This is a genomic window from Streptomyces sp. NPDC044033 (genome assembly GCF_056434425.1).
On the sequence record NZ_JBWKFF010000001.1, the window covers coordinates 540,760 to 556,423 of the forward strand.

The 15,664-nt window shown below is 67.7% G+C and carries 11 protein-coding genes, 1 tRNA gene and 1 pseudogene; 9 read left to right on the forward strand and 4 right to left on the reverse strand.

The genetic code is table 11. The features are described 5' to 3' along the window. Position 1: 1 nt before the first annotated feature. From yidC to rpmH, 4 genes and pseudogenes are all read right to left on the reverse strand, one after another. Positions 2 to 1,156 (reverse strand): membrane protein insertase YidC, encoded by a 1,155-nt coding sequence (yidC, locus tag AC07AB_RS02335; RefSeq protein ID WP_478558670.1) that lies wholly within the window; start codon positions 1,154 to 1,156, stop codon positions 2 to 4. A 3-nt stretch (positions 1,157 to 1,159) separates the two neighbouring features. Then, positions 1,160 to 1,474, reverse strand: a complete 315-nt coding sequence (gene yidD, locus AC07AB_RS02340; RefSeq protein ID WP_030882169.1) for a membrane protein insertion efficiency factor YidD — start codon at positions 1,472 to 1,474, stop codon at positions 1,160 to 1,162. Positions 1,475 to 1,536: 62 nt separating this feature from the next. Continuing rightward, positions 1,537 to 1,905 (reverse strand): annotated as a pseudogene (gene rnpA, locus AC07AB_RS02345) (ribonuclease P protein component); the annotation flags it as partial. 18 nt (positions 1,906 to 1,923) lie between these two features. After that, positions 1,924 to 2,061, reverse strand: a complete 138-nt coding sequence (gene rpmH / locus AC07AB_RS02350) for a 50S ribosomal protein L34 (RefSeq protein WP_010985740.1) — start codon at positions 2,059 to 2,061, stop codon at positions 1,924 to 1,926. A 423-nt stretch (positions 2,062 to 2,484) separates the two neighbouring features. Between rpmH and dnaA the strand changes: the two genes are divergently transcribed. From dnaA to AC07AB_RS02395, 9 genes are all read left to right on the forward strand, one after another. Continuing rightward, positions 2,485 to 4,386 carry a chromosomal replication initiator protein DnaA gene (gene dnaA, locus AC07AB_RS02355; RefSeq protein ID WP_478558673.1) on the forward strand — a complete coding sequence of 634 codons (1,902 nt, stop codon included), beginning with the start codon at positions 2,485 to 2,487 and terminating at the stop codon, positions 4,384 to 4,386. A gap of 861 nt (positions 4,387 to 5,247) precedes the next feature. Beyond that, a complete protein-coding gene (dnaN, locus tag AC07AB_RS02360) occupies positions 5,248 to 6,378 on the forward strand; it encodes a DNA polymerase III subunit beta (protein ID WP_478558676.1) in 1,131 nt (376 codons plus the stop codon). A gap of 170 nt (positions 6,379 to 6,548) precedes the next feature. Further along, positions 6,549 to 7,427: a phosphogluconate dehydrogenase (NAD(+)-dependent, decarboxylating) gene (gene gnd, locus AC07AB_RS02365; RefSeq protein WP_478558680.1), complete on the forward strand. Its 879-nt coding sequence runs from the start codon at positions 6,549 to 6,551 to the stop codon at positions 7,425 to 7,427. Between the two features lie 47 nt (positions 7,428 to 7,474). Continuing rightward, the gene (gene recF / locus AC07AB_RS02370; protein ID WP_478558683.1) at positions 7,475 to 8,635 is read left to right on the forward strand and encodes a DNA replication/repair protein RecF; all 1,161 of its coding nucleotides are present in this window, start codon (positions 7,475 to 7,477) and stop codon (positions 8,633 to 8,635) included. Beyond that, positions 8,632 to 9,348 (forward strand): DciA family protein, encoded by a 717-nt coding sequence (locus AC07AB_RS02375; protein WP_478558686.1) that lies wholly within the window; start codon positions 8,632 to 8,634, stop codon positions 9,346 to 9,348. Before recF ends, AC07AB_RS02375 begins: the two co-directional genes overlap by 4 nt. Before the next feature lie 287 nt (positions 9,349 to 9,635). Continuing rightward, positions 9,636 to 11,681, forward strand: coding sequence for a DNA topoisomerase (ATP-hydrolyzing) subunit B (gene gyrB / locus AC07AB_RS02380; protein ID WP_478558689.1), 2,046 nt, complete (start codon positions 9,636 to 9,638; stop codon positions 11,679 to 11,681). A gap of 72 nt (positions 11,682 to 11,753) precedes the next feature. Next, positions 11,754 to 14,375, forward strand: a complete 2,622-nt coding sequence (gene gyrA, locus AC07AB_RS02385; protein ID WP_478558692.1) for a DNA gyrase subunit A — start codon at positions 11,754 to 11,756, stop codon at positions 14,373 to 14,375. Positions 14,376 to 14,498: 123 nt separating this feature from the next. Beyond that, positions 14,499 to 15,101, forward strand: a complete 603-nt coding sequence (locus AC07AB_RS02390; protein ID WP_478558695.1) for a DUF3566 domain-containing protein — start codon at positions 14,499 to 14,501, stop codon at positions 15,099 to 15,101. Positions 15,102 to 15,160: 59 nt separating this feature from the next. After that, positions 15,161 to 15,234: transfer RNA gene (locus AC07AB_RS02395), tRNA-Ile, on the forward strand. Positions 15,235 to 15,664: the final 430 nt, after the last annotated feature.

The window sequence follows — 15,664 nt, forward strand, 5'->3', positions numbered from 1 at the left end:
TCTACTTCTTGGACGGGTGCTTGGGCCGCTGCGGGCCCTTGCGCTGCCCGGACTTGGCGTTACGGGAAGAAGAGCCACCGGCCGCCTTGGGCTTGGCGTCCTCCGGCTGCTTCTTGTCCAGCGACGGCTTGGCATCCGCCTTGCCCGACTTGCCGGCCCTGCTGCGCTCGGCCGACGGCTCGGCCGCCTCGGTACCCGTGGTCTGGGCCCCGCCCTGGACGGCAGCACCGGTCTGACGCTTCGCCTTGGGCTGCCGCTTGGGCTGCTGTCGATTCGCGCGGGCGGCCTCGACCGCCTTCTTCGCCTCGACCTCTTCCGGGTCCTCCGTCAGCTTGCCCTTCGCCCGCATCCTCTCCTGGCGCTGCGTGAAGGCGAGGCTGCCAGGGGTCGGGTTGCGGCGAATGACGAACATCTGCTGACCCATGGTCCACACGTTGGTGGTCAGCCAGTAGACGAGGACACCGACGGGGAAGTTGATGCCGAACACGGCGAACATGATCGGGAAGACGTACATCAGCATCTTCTGCTGCTGCATGAACGGCGTCTTGACCGTCAGGTCGACGTTCTTCGTCATCAGCTGGCGCTGCGTGTAGAACTGCGACGCGGACATCAGCACGATCATGATGATCGTCACGACGCGCACATCGGTCAGCGTGGCGCCGAGCGCCTCGACCTTCGACGAGCTGTCCATGAACTTCACGGACAGCGGGGCGCCGAAGATGTGCGCCTCACGGGCACTCTCCAGCAACGGCTTGTCGATGACGCCGACGACCCTGCCCTGAGCGATGTGGTTCAGGACCTGGTACAGCGAGATGAAGAACGGGGACTGCGCCAGAATCGGGAGACAGCTCGAAAGCGGGTTGGTGCCCGACTCCTTGTAGAGCTTCATCATCTCTTCGGACTGGCGCTGCTTGTCGCTCTTGTAGCGCTCCTGGATCGCCTTCATCTTCGGCTGGAGCACCTGCATGTTCCGCGTCGCCTTGATCTGCTTCACAAAAAGCGGGATCAGGCAGATGCGGATCAGGATCACCAGCGAGACGATGGACAGACCCCAGGCCCAGCCACTGTTCTTGTCAAAGATCAAGCTGTAGAACGAGTGGAACTGGACGATGATCCAGGAAACTACTTTATAAAGAGGACCGAGGATCGTGTCCACGAATCAGGCTCCTTGGGCGTTGGGCTGAGTCTCGGGCTGTGCGGCGGGCTCGGCAGAACTCCCGCCCAGGCGGCTCCTCAGCCGCTGATGCCAGACCGGATGCTTCCGGGGAGGTACGTGGTCGACGCCACCGAGCGACCACGGGTTGCAGCGCAGGATGCGCCACGCCGTCAGCACCGTTCCTTTGACCGCGCCGTGCACGTTGATAGCCGTGTAGCCATAGTGCGAGCAGGACGGGTAGTACTTGCAGACCGGCCCCAGCAGGGGGCTGATGGTCCACTGGTACAGCTTGATCAACCAGAGCAGCGGATACTTCACTGTGCGCTCCCTCCCGGGTCTCGGCCGGGGTTCCGGGGGTCGCCTCCCGGGGGATTGCAGCGTCGCGGCGCGCCGTTCACCAGCCGCTGGATCGCGGCGTCGAGATCACGGGCAAGCTGACCGTGGTCGGCCTCGCCCGCGCCGGGCAGCGCCCGTACAACAACCAGGCTACCGGCGGGAAAAAACTCCAGCCGGTCCCGCATGAGGTGACGCAGTCTCCGCTTCACCAGGTTGCGTACAACAGCACCGCCCACGGCCTTGCTGACGACGAAACCCGCACGCACCGGAGGAGCACTCTCCCCAGGCGGGTGCGGGTCCGTTGGACCACTGCGGAAGTGGACGACGAGGAGTGGGCGCCCGGCCCTGCGTCCTCGGCGTACCGCGGTCGCAAAGTCCTCGCGCCGCCTCAGCCGAGACTCGGTAGGCAGCACGTCATGACCTATGCGAGATCAGGCGGAAAGGCTGGCGCGACCCTTGCCACGGCGGGACGCGAGAATCGCGCGGCCGGCACGGGTGCGCATACGCAGCCGGAAGCCGTGGGTCTTCGCGCGGCGGCGGTTGTTCGGCTGGAAGGTGCGCTTGCTCACTCGGGGGCTCCAGAAATGAATCGGGTGATGGCGGGACATCGCCTGGCTGTCACCGTGCGCCCACGAGAAGCTCGTAATACGCCCGAGTGCACCGCTTCAGAACCACGAACCGAAGTACGTGATCTTTGCCCATCGGAGGCAGGCGGCAGCAGCCATCGACAACTCGACCTGCTCACGGTACGCACGGCTACGCCATCCGGTCAAACCGGCGGCACACCATGAAGAACCGTAACCCTACGCGAGCCCACCGAGACGCCTGGCCGTCCCCCGTGGCACATTTGTGCACACCCCTGTGGACAACGACTTGAACCCCGCACCTCGCCCTGACTACCTTGGCTGAACTCCGCATCCTTCCCGCCCGTCCCGAGAACCACACCTTCGTGGGACACCCGGGTGCCCCCAGTGACTGAGAGAGCGTGCCCTGTGGCCGACCTGCCCGCCGATCTTGCCGCAGTGTGGCCACGCGTACTGGAGCAGCTTCTCGGCGAAGGGAGGGGCCAAGGGGTCGAGGCCAAGGACGAACGCTGGATCACCCGCTGCCAGCCGCTCGCGCTCGTCGCCGACACCGCGCTGCTCGCCGTGCCCAACGAATTCGCCAAGGGCGTGCTCGAAGGCCGCCTGGCGCCCATCGTCAGCGAGACCCTCAGCCGCGAGTGCGGCCGCCCCATCCGGATCGCGATCACCGTCGACTCCTCCGCCGGCGAGCCCCCCGCGCCCCAGCCACCGGCCCCCCTGCACCAGCAGCACCAAGAGCGGCCTCAGCAGCAGCACTATGAGGAACCGCCCCGCGACACCTACGACGGCTACGACAACCGCGAGAGCTACGGACGCCAGGCCCCCGCCGACGACCAGCTCCCGACCGCGCGTCCCGCGTACCCCGAGTACCAGCAGCGCCCCGACCCCGGCGCCTGGCCGCGCCCCCACGACAACTACGGCTGGCAGCAGCCGCGCCTGGGCGGCTTCCCGGAGAACGACCCCTACGCGCAGCACAACCAGCGCGGCCAGCAGCACCCGTCCCAGCAGTACGACCAGCAATACGACCAGTCGCAGTACGAGCACCAGCAGCCCCCCTCGGACTACCGCTCCGCGGCGCCGGAGCGCCTGCCGTACGACCAGCAGCAGCGCCGCGACCTCCACGACGGCCCGCCCGGCCATCTGCGCAACAGCGGCCAGGTCGGCCAGACCGGCCAGGGGGGCCGCGGAAACGGCGGTGGGAGCGCTCTGCCCGCGCCCACCGGCGCGCCCGGCCCGCTCGCCGCACAGCCGGCCCCGGCGCCCGCTCCCGGCGAGCCCCACGCCCGTCTCAACCCGAAGTACCTCTTCGACACCTTCGTCATCGGCGCGTCCAACCGCTTCGCCCACGCGGCGGCCGTCGCGGTCGCCGAGGCGCCGGCCAAGGCGTACAACCCCCTCTTCATCTACGGGGAATCGGGCCTCGGCAAGACCCACCTGCTGCACGCCATCGGGCACTACGCGCGCAGCCTCTACCCCGGCACCCGCGTGCGCTATGTGAGCTCCGAGGAGTTCACCAACGAGTTCATCAACTCGATCCGCGACGGCAAGGGCGACACGTTCCGCAAGCGCTACCGGGATGTCGACATCCTGCTGGTCGACGACATCCAGTTCCTCGCGAGCAAGGAGTCGACGCAGGAGGAGTTCTTCCACACGTTCAACACCCTGCACAACGCCAACAAGCAGATCGTGCTCTCCTCGGACCGGCCGCCCAAGCAGCTCGTGACCCTGGAGGACCGGCTCCGCAACCGCTTCGAGTGGGGTCTGACCACCGATGTGCAGCCGCCGGAGCTGGAGACGCGCATCGCGATCCTCCGTAAGAAGGCGGTCCAGGAGCAGCTCAACGCGCCCCCCGAGGTGCTGGAATTCATCGCCTCGCGGATCTCGCGCAACATCCGCGAGCTGGAGGGCGCGCTGATCCGGGTGACGGCGTTCGCGAGCCTGAACCGCCAGCCCGTCGACCTCGGGCTGACGGAGATCGTGCTCAAGGATCTGATCCCCGGCGGCGAGGACGCCTCACCGGAGATCACCGCGCCCGCCATCATGGCGGCGACCGCGGATTACTTCGGGCACACCGTCGAGGACCTCTGCGGGGCCTCACGCAGCCGGGTGCTGGTCACCGCGCGCCAGATCGCGATGTATCTGTGCCGGGAGCTGACGGACCTGTCGCTGCCGAAGATCGGCGCGCAGTTCGGCAACCGGGACCATACGACCGTGATGCACGCGGACCGCAAGATCCGGGCGCTGATGGCCGAGCGCCGGTCCATCTACAACCAGGTGACCGAGCTGACGAACCGCATCAAGAACAGCTGACCCGCGGCGCTCAGGGCGCTCCAGGAGGACTCCTGGAGCGCCTTTTCGTCGTTCCGGAGGCTCCGGAGGGACGCAGGAGGGGCACCGGAGTCCCGTCGCGAGCCGCCCGCGGCCACCGGGACTGTTCGATTACGGGCCGCCGGGCGCCGCTTCTCCACAGATGAGGGGACGAACCCCCGTCCACACCCTGGGGACCGCCAAGTTGTCCAGACTGCGTCCACAAGGCCCGCCGCTGATGCAGTATCAGGGGAGGTCAGAGGCTTGGGGATTTGTGGCTAACTTTCATCCACAGGGTGTGGATGAAAGTTCGGCCCCCAGGACGTCCGGTTCGTCGTCCACCGGCCGCCCACAGGGATGCCCGTCTTGTGCACAGCCTTTCCACACCTCTGTCCACTGTTCGGCAACGCGACACCCCAGATCACCGTGGCGAGTGAAAGGCGTCACATCAAGGAGGTTGGTTGGGCTGTGGGGAACATGGGTATTTCTGGGGACGGCGCTGGGGAGAAGTACCCCCTCCCTGTGCATCGGGTGTGCAGAACTTTCGGCGGTCCACAGAGACACGGGGTTATCCACGGGTGCCACCCACAGGACCGGTGGACAAAAAACCCGTGTTGACCTGCGAAAAGCAGGTTGTCCACGGTTTCCACAGGACCTACTACTACGACTACTTAGATGTAGCTGGGAACTCGCTTGGAAGTGGGCCCTGTGCACAACTCGGCGCCAAGCGGCCCGACACCTCCCGCCCCGACTTGACCCCGAGCCGCACCGACTGTCGGTGCTGTGCGTCAGACTGGTCTCCGGCAAATCAGCCGACGACGAAGGCCAGCAGGGCGAGCCAGCAACAGCAGGAGGCGGTTTCCGGTGAAGATCCGGGTGGAGCGCGATGTACTCGCGGAGGCAGTGGCCTGGGCGGCCAAGAGCCTCCCGGCCCGTCCGCCGGTGCCCGTCCTCGCGGGCCTTCTGCTGAAGGCGGAGGATGGCGCACTGAGCCTGTCGGGCTTCGACTACGAGGTCTCGGCCCGCGTCTCCGTCGAGGCGGACGTGGAAGAGGGCGGCACGGTTCTCGTCTCCGGCAGGCTGCTGGCCGACATCTGCCGGGCGCTGCCCAACCGCCCCGTGGAGATTTCCACCGACGGTGTACGGGTGACCGTCGTCTGCGGCTCGTCCCGGTTCACACTCCACACACTCCCTGTGGAGGAGTACCCGGCGCTGCCGCAGATGCCGAACGCCACGGGCACCGTCGCCGGTGAGGTCTTCGCCGCGGCCGCCGCCCAGGTCGCCATCGCCGCCGGCCGCGACGACACGCTGCCCGTCCTCACCGGTGTGCGGATCGAGATCGAGGGCGACACCGTCACCCTGGCCTCCACCGACCGCTACCGCTTCGCCGTCCGCGAGTTCATGTGGAAGCCGGAGACCCCGGACATCTCCGCGGTCGCCCTGGTGCCCGCCAAGACGCTCCTGGACACGGCCAAGTCGCTCAGCGGCGGCGACACGGTGTCGCTGGCGCTGTCCGGCTCGGGCGCCGGCGAGGGGCTGATCGGCTTCGAGGGCGCCGGCCGCCGTACGACGACCCGGCTGCTCGAAGGCGACCTGCCGAAGTACCGCACGCTCTTCCCGACGGAGTTCAACTCCATCGCCGTGATCGAGACCGCGCCGTTCGTCGAGGCCGTCAAGCGTGTGGCGCTGGTCGCCGAGCGGAACACCCCGGTGCGGCTCAGCTTCGAGCAGGGCGTGCTGATCCTGGAGGCGGGCTCCAGCGACGACGCACAGGCTGTGGAGCGCGTCGACGCGCAGCTCGACGGGGACGACATCTCGATCGCGTTCAACCCGGGCTTCCTGCTGGAGGGGCTGTCGGCGATCGACTCGCCGGTCGCCCAGCTCTCCTTCACGACCTCCACGAAGCCCGCGCTGCTCAGCGGCCGGCCGGCCGTGGATGCCGAGGCGGATGAGGCGTACAAGTACCTGATCATGCCGGTCCGGCTCTCCGGCTGACGCCGGGGACATCGGGTGGGCGGGGCGGAAACGGGGCTTCGCCCCCGCTCCGGACCGGCCCGGCCGCCGGTCGGCCGATGAGCGGCTGAGCCCACAGGTGTGCACGCACCCGCGGGCGTAGGCTCGGCCTCAGGTACGAATCGCAACGACTACGGCATAGAGGATCACTGATGGAGCTCGGTCTCGTCGGTCTCGGCAAGATGGGCGGCAACATGCGCGAGCGCATCCGCCGCGCAGGCCACACCGTCATCGGATACGACCGCAATCCGGACCTCGCGGATGTCCAGAGCCTCAATGAGCTCGTGGACTCGCTCAAGGGTCCGCGCGTGGTGTGGGTCATGGTCCCCGCGGGCGCGGCGACCCAGTCCACCGTCGACGAGCTCTCCGAGCTGCTCTCGCCCGGCGATGTGCTCGTGGACGGCGGCAACTCCCGCTGGACGGACGACGAGAAGCACGCGGAAGAGCTGGCCGCCAAGGGCATCGGCTTCGTCGACTGCGGCGTCTCGGGCGGTGTCTGGGGCCTGGAGAACGGTTACGCCCTGATGTACGGCGGCACCACCGAGGACGTCGCGAAGGCGCAGCCGATCTTCGACGCGCTCAAGCCGGAGGGCGAGTTCGGCTCGGTCCACGCGGGCAAGGTCGGGGCTGGGCACTTCGCCAAGATGGTCCACAACGGCATCGAGTACGCGATGATGCAGGCGTACGCCGAGGGCTGGGAGCTGCTGGAGAAGGTCGACTCCGTCACCGACGTCCGCGAGGTCTTCCGCAGCTGGCAGGAGGGCACGGTCATCCGCTCCTGGCTGCTCGACCTGGCCGTCAACGCGCTCGATGGCGACGAGCACCTGGAGAAGCTGCGCGGTTTCGCCGCGGACTCCGGCGAGGGCCGCTGGACGGTGGAGGCCGCGATCGACAACGCGGTGCCGCTGCCGGCGATCACGGCGTCGCTGTTCGCGCGTTTCGCGTCCCGGCAGGACGACTCCCCGCAGATGAAGATGATCGCCGCGCTGCGCAACCAGTTCGGCGGCCACGCCGTCGAGAACAAGAAGTAAGCAGCTCAGCTACGTAGTAAGCAGCCGGGAGAGGTCGGCGCGCACCCATGCACGTTTCGCATTTGTCGCTGGCCGACTTCCGCTCGTACGCCCGGGTCGAGGTTCCGCTCGATCCGGGCGTGACGGCTTTCGTGGGGCCCAATGGTCAGGGGAAGACCAATCTCGTCGAGGCGGTCGGCTATCTGGCCACCCTCGGCAGCCACCGTGTCTCCTCCGACGCGCCGCTGGTGCGGATGGGGGCGGAGCGCGCGATCGTCCGGGCCCAGGTGGTGCAGGACGAGCGGCAGCAGCTGGTCGAGCTGGAGCTGAATCCGGGGCGGGCGAATCGGGCCCGTATCAACCGGTCGTCGCAGGTCAGGCCGCGGGACGTGCTGGGCATCGTCCGTACGGTGCTGTTCGCGCCGGAGGATCTGGCGCTGGTCAAGGGCGATCCGGGCGAGCGGCGCCGTTTCCTGGATGAATTGATCACCGCCCGGTCGCCGCGGATGGCGGGGGTGCGCTCGGACTACGACCGGGTCCTCAAGCAGCGCAATACGTTGCTCAAGACCGCGGCGATGGCGCGGCGCCATGGCGGCCGGCAGCTGGATCTGTCCACGCTGGACGTGTGGGATCAGCATCTGGCGCGGGTGGCGGCGGAGCTGCTGGCGCAGCGGCTGGATCTGGTGGCGGTGCTGCAGCCGTTGGCCGACAAGGCGTACGAGCAGTTGGCGCCGGGCGGTGGCCCGGTGGGGCTGGGGTACCGCGGTTCGGTGGGTGAGGCGCTTCCCGAGGTGCCTGCGGGGGCCCCTGGCGAGGCGGGGGTGCCGGGCCGGGAGGAGTTGTTCGGGCTGGTGCTCGCGGCGCTGGAGGGGGCGCGCAAGCAGGAGATCGAGCGCGGGGTGACCCTGGTGGGCCCGCATCGGGACGATCTGCTGCTGAACCTGGGCGGGATGCCGGCGAAGGGGTACGCGAGCCACGGCGAGTCCTGGTCGTACGCGCTGGCGCTGCGGTTGGCCTCGTACGAGCTGCTGCGCGCCGAGGGCGGTGAGCCGGTGCTGGTGCTGGACGATGTCTTCGCGGAACTGGATGTGCGGCGGCGGGAGCGGCTGGCGGAGCTGGTCGCTCCGGGTGAGCAGGTGCTGGTGACGGCGGCGGTGGCCGACGATGTGCCGGGTGTGCTGGCGGGGGCGCGGTTCGCGGTGTCGGAGGGTGTGGTCGAGCGCGTATGAGTGAGCAGCCGTGGGGGCCTTCCTCGCAGCCCCGGTCGCCCTCAGGCCGGTCGTCGCCCTCTGAGCAGCCCTCGCCCTCAGGCCGGCCGTCGTCTTCCGGTCGGCCCTCGTCCGACGGTCGGCCCTCGTCTTCCGGGCGGCCCTCGCCCGCCGATCAGCTGGCGCCCGCCGACCAGTCGTCGCCCGCCGATCAGCCGTCGGTTCCCCGGGCGCCGGAGCCGTCCGGGGTGGATTTGGCGCGGGTGGCGTTGCGTGCGGCGAAGGAGCAGGCGCGGGCGCGGGGCAACGCGGTGCAGCAGAAGAGGCAGGCCCGGCGTGGGGGCGTGCGCTCCGGAGCGCGTGCGGACGGCCGTGATCCGCTGCCGTTGGGTGCGGCGATCAACCGGTTGATCACTGAGCGTGGCTGGGAGACGCCGGCCGCGGTGGGCGGCGTGATGGGGCGCTGGCCGCAGATGGTGGGCCCGGAGGTGGCGCAGCACTGTGAGCCGCAGCGGTACGACGAGGACGCCCGGGTGTTGACGGTGTTGTGTGATTCGACCGCCTGGGCGACTCAACTGCGTTTGCTGGCACCGCAGTTGGTGGCTCGGCTGAACGCCGATCTGGGGCATGGCACGGTGCGTCTGATCAAGGTGTCGGGGCCCGGCGGTCCGGGGCGCCGGTACGGGCCGCTGCGGGCGCCGGGGAGCCGCGGACCCGGGGATACGTACGGGTGAGGCGGGGGTGGGGGCTGAGACTCCGCTCACGGTAGCGGGTGGTTGACAGCCCGAAGCGCTGAGTGCCGCTGTGAGCCTCCTGGAGGCCGGGGCCACATATAGGGAGTCGGCGGTTAGCGGTTCAGGGCGGCACATGAGGACTCAGGTACCGCCAAACCCCCATTCATGTCAGCGCTACCGGTAGACTGGTAGCAATCCCGCCGACTCGCGGAACATGTCGAACGACGCAGCCGCTCCTGCCTGCCCCGTAACGGGGAATCCCCGCCGCAGGCAGGGGACGACGGCTTGTGCTGTGCCAGAAAGGGCGCTTCGTGGCCGATTCCGGCAACCCCAACGAGAACATCACCGCTCCCCAGACAGAAGGGGCTCCATCGGGCGCAGCCGACGCCGAGCCGTCGTACGACGCCAGTGCGATCACGGTCCTTGAGGGTCTGGACGCGGTCCGTAAGCGTCCCGGTATGTACATCGGCTCGACCGGTGAGCGGGGCCTGCACCACCTGGTGCAGGAGGTCGTCGACAACTCCGTCGACGAGGCCATGGCCGGCCACGCGGACAAGATCGACGTCACGATCCTGCCGGACGGCGGGGTGCGCGTCATCGACAACGGTCGCGGCATCCCGGTGGGCATCGTCCCCTCCGAGGGCAAGCCGGCGGTCGAGGTCGTGCTGACGGTGCTGCACGCGGGCGGCAAGTTCGGCGGTGGCGGTTACGCCGTCTCCGGCGGTCTGCACGGAGTCGGCGTGTCGGTCGTCAACGCGCTGTCGACCAAGGTGTCGGTCGACGTGAAGACGGACGGCTACCGCTGGACCCAGGACTACAAGCTCGGCACGCCCACGGCTCCGCTCCAGCGCAACGAGGAGACGGAGGAGACGGGCACGACCGTCACCTTCTGGGCCGACGGAGACATCTTCGAGACCACGGAGTACTCCTTCGAGACGCTGGCGCGGCGTTTCCAGGAGATGGCGTTCCTGAACAAGGGACTGCACATCTCGCTGAAGGACGAGCGTGCCGATCATGTCGACGAGGAGGGCAAGCCGCTTTCGGTCGAGTACCACTACGAGGGCGGCATCGTCGACTTCGTGAAGTACCTCAATTCCCGCAAGGGTGAGCTGATTCACCCGACGGTGATCGACATCGAGGCCGAGGACAAGGAGCGGATGCTCTCCCTTGAGGTCGCGATGCAGTGGAACAGCCAGTTCAGCGAGAGCGTGTACAGCTTCGCGAACACGATCCACACGCATGAGGGCGGTACGCACGAAGAGGGTTTCCGGGCGGCGATGACCGGGCTGGTGAACCGTTACGCGCGCGAGAAGAAGTTCCTCCGGGAGAAGGATGACAACCTCACCGGCGAGGACGTTCGCGAGGGTCTGACGGCGATCATCTCGATCAAACTCGGCGAGCCGCAGTTCGAGGGTCAGACGAAGACCAAGCTGGGCAACACGGAGGCGAAGACCTTTGTGCAGCGGGTGGTGCACGAACACCTGACGGACTGGTTCGACCGTAATCCCAATGAGGCCGCGGACATCATCCGCAAGGCGATCACGGCGGCCACGGCGCGGGTCGCGGCGCGTAAGGCGCGGGATCTCACGCGGCGCAAGGGGCTGCTGGAGAGCGCGTCGCTGCCGGGCAAGCTGAGCGACTGCCAGTCGAATGACCCGACGAAGTGCGAGATCTTCATCGTCGAGGGTGACTCGGCCGGTGGTTCGGCGAAGTCGGGCCGTAATCCGCAGTACCAGGCCATCCTCCCGATCCGAGGCAAGATCCTCAATGTGGAGAAGGCCCGGATCGACAAGATCCTCCAGAACACCGAGGTCCAGGCGCTGATCTCGGCGTTCGGCACCGGGGTGCACGAGGACTTCGACATCGAGAAGCTCCGCTATCACAAGATCATTCTGATGGCGGACGCCGACGTCGACGGCCAGCACATCAACACCCTGCTGCTCACCTTCCTCTTCCGCTTTATGCGGCCGCTGGTCGAGGCGGGTCACGTCTATCTCTCGCGTCCCCCGCTCTACAAGATCAAGTGGGGTCGGGACGACTTCGAGTACGCGTATTCCGACCGTGAGCGGGACGCGCTGATCCGGCTCGGCCGGGAGAACGGAAAGCGGATCAGGGACGACTCGGTCCAGCGCTTCAAGGGCCTCGGCGAGATGAACGCCGAGGAGCTGCGCATCACCACCATGGACGTCGACCACCGCGTGCTGGGCCAGGTCACCCTGGACGACGCGGCGCAGGCGGACGACCTGTTCTCGGTGCTCATGGGCGAGGACGTCGAGGCTCGGCGCTCGTTCATCCAGCGCAATGCCAAGGACGTCCGTTTCCTCGACATCTGAGCCCTGTCGGCATGTCCCCGGTGATACGCCACGGGATTTTCCAGCCGCAGCTCGAAAGGACTTTGAACAGCAATGGCCGACGAGACACCTGACATTCCCGTGGGTTCCGTGACCCCGGAGGGCGAGCCCGCCGCCGTGGAAGGCGTGGGAATGCGCGTCGAGCCCGTCGGGCTCGAAACGGAGATGCAGCGCTCGTATCTCGACTACGCGATGAGCGTGATCGTCTCGCGTGCGCTGCCCGATGTGCGCGATGGTCTCAAGCCGGTGCACCGGCGCGTGCTCTACGCGATGTACGACGGCGGTTACCGGCCCGAGAAGGGCTTCTACAAGTGCGCGCGCGTCGTCGGCGACGTGATGGGTACGTACCACCCGCACGGCGACTCCTCGATCTATGACGCGCTGGTGCGCCTGGCGCAGCACTGGTCGATGCGGATGCCGCTGGTCGACTCCAACGGCAACTTCGGTTCACCGGGCAATGACCCGGCCGCGGCCATGCGGTACACCGAATGCAAGATGATGCCGCTGGCCATGGAGATGCTCCGGGACATCGACGAGGGCACCGTCGAATTCCAGGACAACTACGACGGCCGCAATCAGGAGCCGACGGTACTGCCGGCGCGGTTCCCGAACCTGCTGATCAACGGCTCGGCGGGCATCGCGGTCGGTATGGCGACCAATATCCCGCCGCACAACCTCCGCGAGGTCGCGGAAGGCGCCCAGTGGTATCTGGCGAATCCGGAGGCTTCGCCGGAGGAACTGCTCGACGCGCTCATCGACCGCATCAAGGGCCCGGACTTCCCGACCGGTGCGCTCGTGGTGGGCCGCAAGGGCATCGAAGAGGCGTACCGCACGGGCCGCGGCTCGATCACGATGCGCGCGGTCGTGGCGGTCGAGGAGATCCAGAACCGGCAGTGCCTGGTGGTCACCGAGCTGCCGTACCAGGTGAACCCGGACAACCTCGCGCAGAAGATCGCCGACCTGGTGAAGGACGGCAGGGTCGGCGGCATCGCGGACGTACGGGACGAGACGTCCTCGCGTACGGGCCAGCGGCTGGTGATCGTCCTCAAGCGGGACGCCGTCGCCAAGGTCGTGCTGAACAACCTGTACAAGCACACCGACCTGCAGACGAACTTCGGCGCGAACATGCTGGCGCTGGTCGACGGGGTGCCGCGCACGCTGTCGATCGACGCGTTCATCCGCAACTGGGTGATGCACCAGGTCGAGGTCATCGTCCGGCGGACGCGCTTCCGGTTGCGCAAGGCCGAGGAGCGCGCCCACATCCTGCGCGGCCTGCTGAAGGCCCTCAACGCGATCGACGAGGTCATCGCGTTGATCCGGCGCAGTGACACCGTCGACGTCGCGCGTGAGGGCCTGATGGGGCTGCTCACGATCGACGAGATCCAGGCGAACGCGATTCTGGAGATGCAGCTGCGGCGCCTCGCCGCGCTGGAGCACCGGAAGATCACCGCCGAGCACGACGAACTCCAGTCGAAGATCAACGAGTACAACGCGATCCTCGCCTCGCCGGAGCGGCAGCGGCAGATCATCAGCGAGGAGCTGACGGCGATCGTCGACAAGTTCGGCGACGACCGGCGCTCGAAGCTGGTGCCGTTCGACGGCGACATGTCCATCGAGGACCTGATCGCCGAGGAGGACATCGTCGTCACCATCACCAAGGGTGGCTACGTCAAGCGGACCAAGAGCGAGGACTACCGCTCGCAGAAGCGCGGCGGCAAGGGCGTACGGGGCACGAAGCTGAAGCAGGACGACATCGTCGACCACTTCTTCGTCTCCACCACCCACCACTGGCTGCTGTTCTTCACCAACAAGGGCCGGGTGTACCGGGCCAAGGCGTACGAGCTGCCGGACGCCGGCCGGGACGCGCGGGGCCAGCACGTGGCCAACCTGCTGGCCTTCCAGCCGGACGAGCAGATCGCGCAGATCCTGGCGATCCGGGACTACGAGGCCGTTCCGTACCTGGTTCTGGCGACGAAGTCGGGTCTGGTGAAGAAGACTTCGCTCAAGGACTACGATTCCCCGCGTTCGGGTGGTGTCATCGCGATCAACCTCCGGGAGGCGGAGGATGGGACCGAGGACGAGCTGATCGGGGCGGAGTTGGTCTCCTCCGAAGATGATCTACTTCTGATCAGCAAGAAGGCGCAGTCGATCCGGTTCACCGCGACGGACGAGGCTCTGCGTCCCATGGGGCGCGCCACTTCGGGCGTCAAGGGGATGAGCTTCCGGGAGGGAGACGAGCTCCTCTCGATGAATGTCGTGCGTGCCGGTACGTTCGTCTTCACCGCTACGGATGGTGGGTACGCGAAGCGCACGAATGTCGATGAGTACCGCGTCCAGGGACGAGGTGGTCTGGGTATCAAGGCCGCCAAGATCGTGGAGGTTCGCGGCTCGCTGGTCGGCGCACTGGTGGTGGAGGAGAGCGATGAGATCCTCGCCATCACGCTGAGCGGCGGGGTGATCCGTACGCGGGTCAGCGAGGTCAGGGAGACGGGCCGTGACACCATGGGCGTCCAACTGATCAACCTGGGTAAGCGCGATGCCGTTGTGGGTATCGCCAGGAACGCCGAGGCCGGTCGCGAGGCTGAAGAGGTCGTTGAGTTGGCCGACGCAGCCGCGGGTGACGGGCCTGAGGCGGCCGAGGGCGAAGCGCCTTCGGCCGAGGAGACCGAGGAGTAAGTCTTGAGTGGAGCCACGGGCGCCGCGGCGGGCGGTGCGGGTGCCGGGGGGCGTAAGCCTGGCGGGCCCGCGACCGATACGGCCGGCGCCCGGGGTGCTGCCGCAGACTCCCAGGGGGGAACCGTGACGGACACCCGAGGGTCGCAGCCGTACGACGCGTATGCGTCGGGGCCGTTGCCCGGCGAGCGTCGGGGGCAGCAGCAGCCCGCGCAGCCGTACCAACCGCCGCAGGCGTACGCGCCGCCGGCGGAGCGTACGGGCGGTGGTGCCGGAGGCGGTACGGGTGGTGGCGCCGCGGGCGGGTCGGAACAGCAGGGCGTGCGGAGACCGCGGACCGGTGTCCGTACGGAGCCGCGTACGCGCAAGGCGCGGCTGCGGGTGGCGAAAGCCGATCCGTGGTCGGTGATGAAGGTCAGCTTCCTGCTGTCGATCGCGCTGGGCGTGTGCACGATCGTGGCGGCGTCGGTGCTGTGGATGGTGATGGACGCGATGGGCGTCTTCTCCACGGTCGGCGGGACGATCAGCGAGGCGACGGGCTCCAACGACGGCGGCGGTTTCGACCTCCAGTCGTTCCTGTCGCTGCCGCGGGTGCTGCTGTTCACATCGATCATCGCGGTGATCGACGTGGTGTTGGCGACGGCGCTGGCCACGCTGGGGGCCTTCATCTACAACCTGTCGGCCGGGTTCGTGGGGGGCGTGGAGCTCACCCTCGCCGAGGACGAGTAGGGCGGCGGCTATCGATTTTGGGACTTGGCCCTGGGTGCGCTAATCTTTCGGTGCAGCGCGGGGCTATAGCTCAGACGGTTAGAGCGCTTCCCTGATAAGGAAGAGGCCACAGGTTCAAGTCCTGTTAGCCCCACCGAGGTATAACGCCAGGTCGGAGACCCGGTCCTTCTACGGAAGGGCCGGGTTTTCTACATGGTTGGATCTTGTGAATCCCGAAAAAATCCCAAACACCGTTCGGCCCTGGCAATCAGTTTCGAAGATCGCTCGTACACCCTGTATAACTTCGGTCGCCGTCGGTACACTCCTCCCGGGGGAAGGTGCCCGGATGCGTCCGCGCGGCCTTGACGCGTAACCCCAAGCAGAGCCCGGTCGGGGTGTCGGGAGGCCCCCGTCCGGAAGATGGCCCCCTGATCTAGCGTCGGGGGGCCTCTGCTTTTGCCGAACAGCAGACCGCCTCGGCCCCTTGTTGGGGCCGAGGCGGCGGGGGGGGGTTGGGGGTGGGGGGGAGGAGGCGGGGGGAGGAGGAGGAGAGGGTGGGGATGTGTGGTTGGCCGCCGCACTCC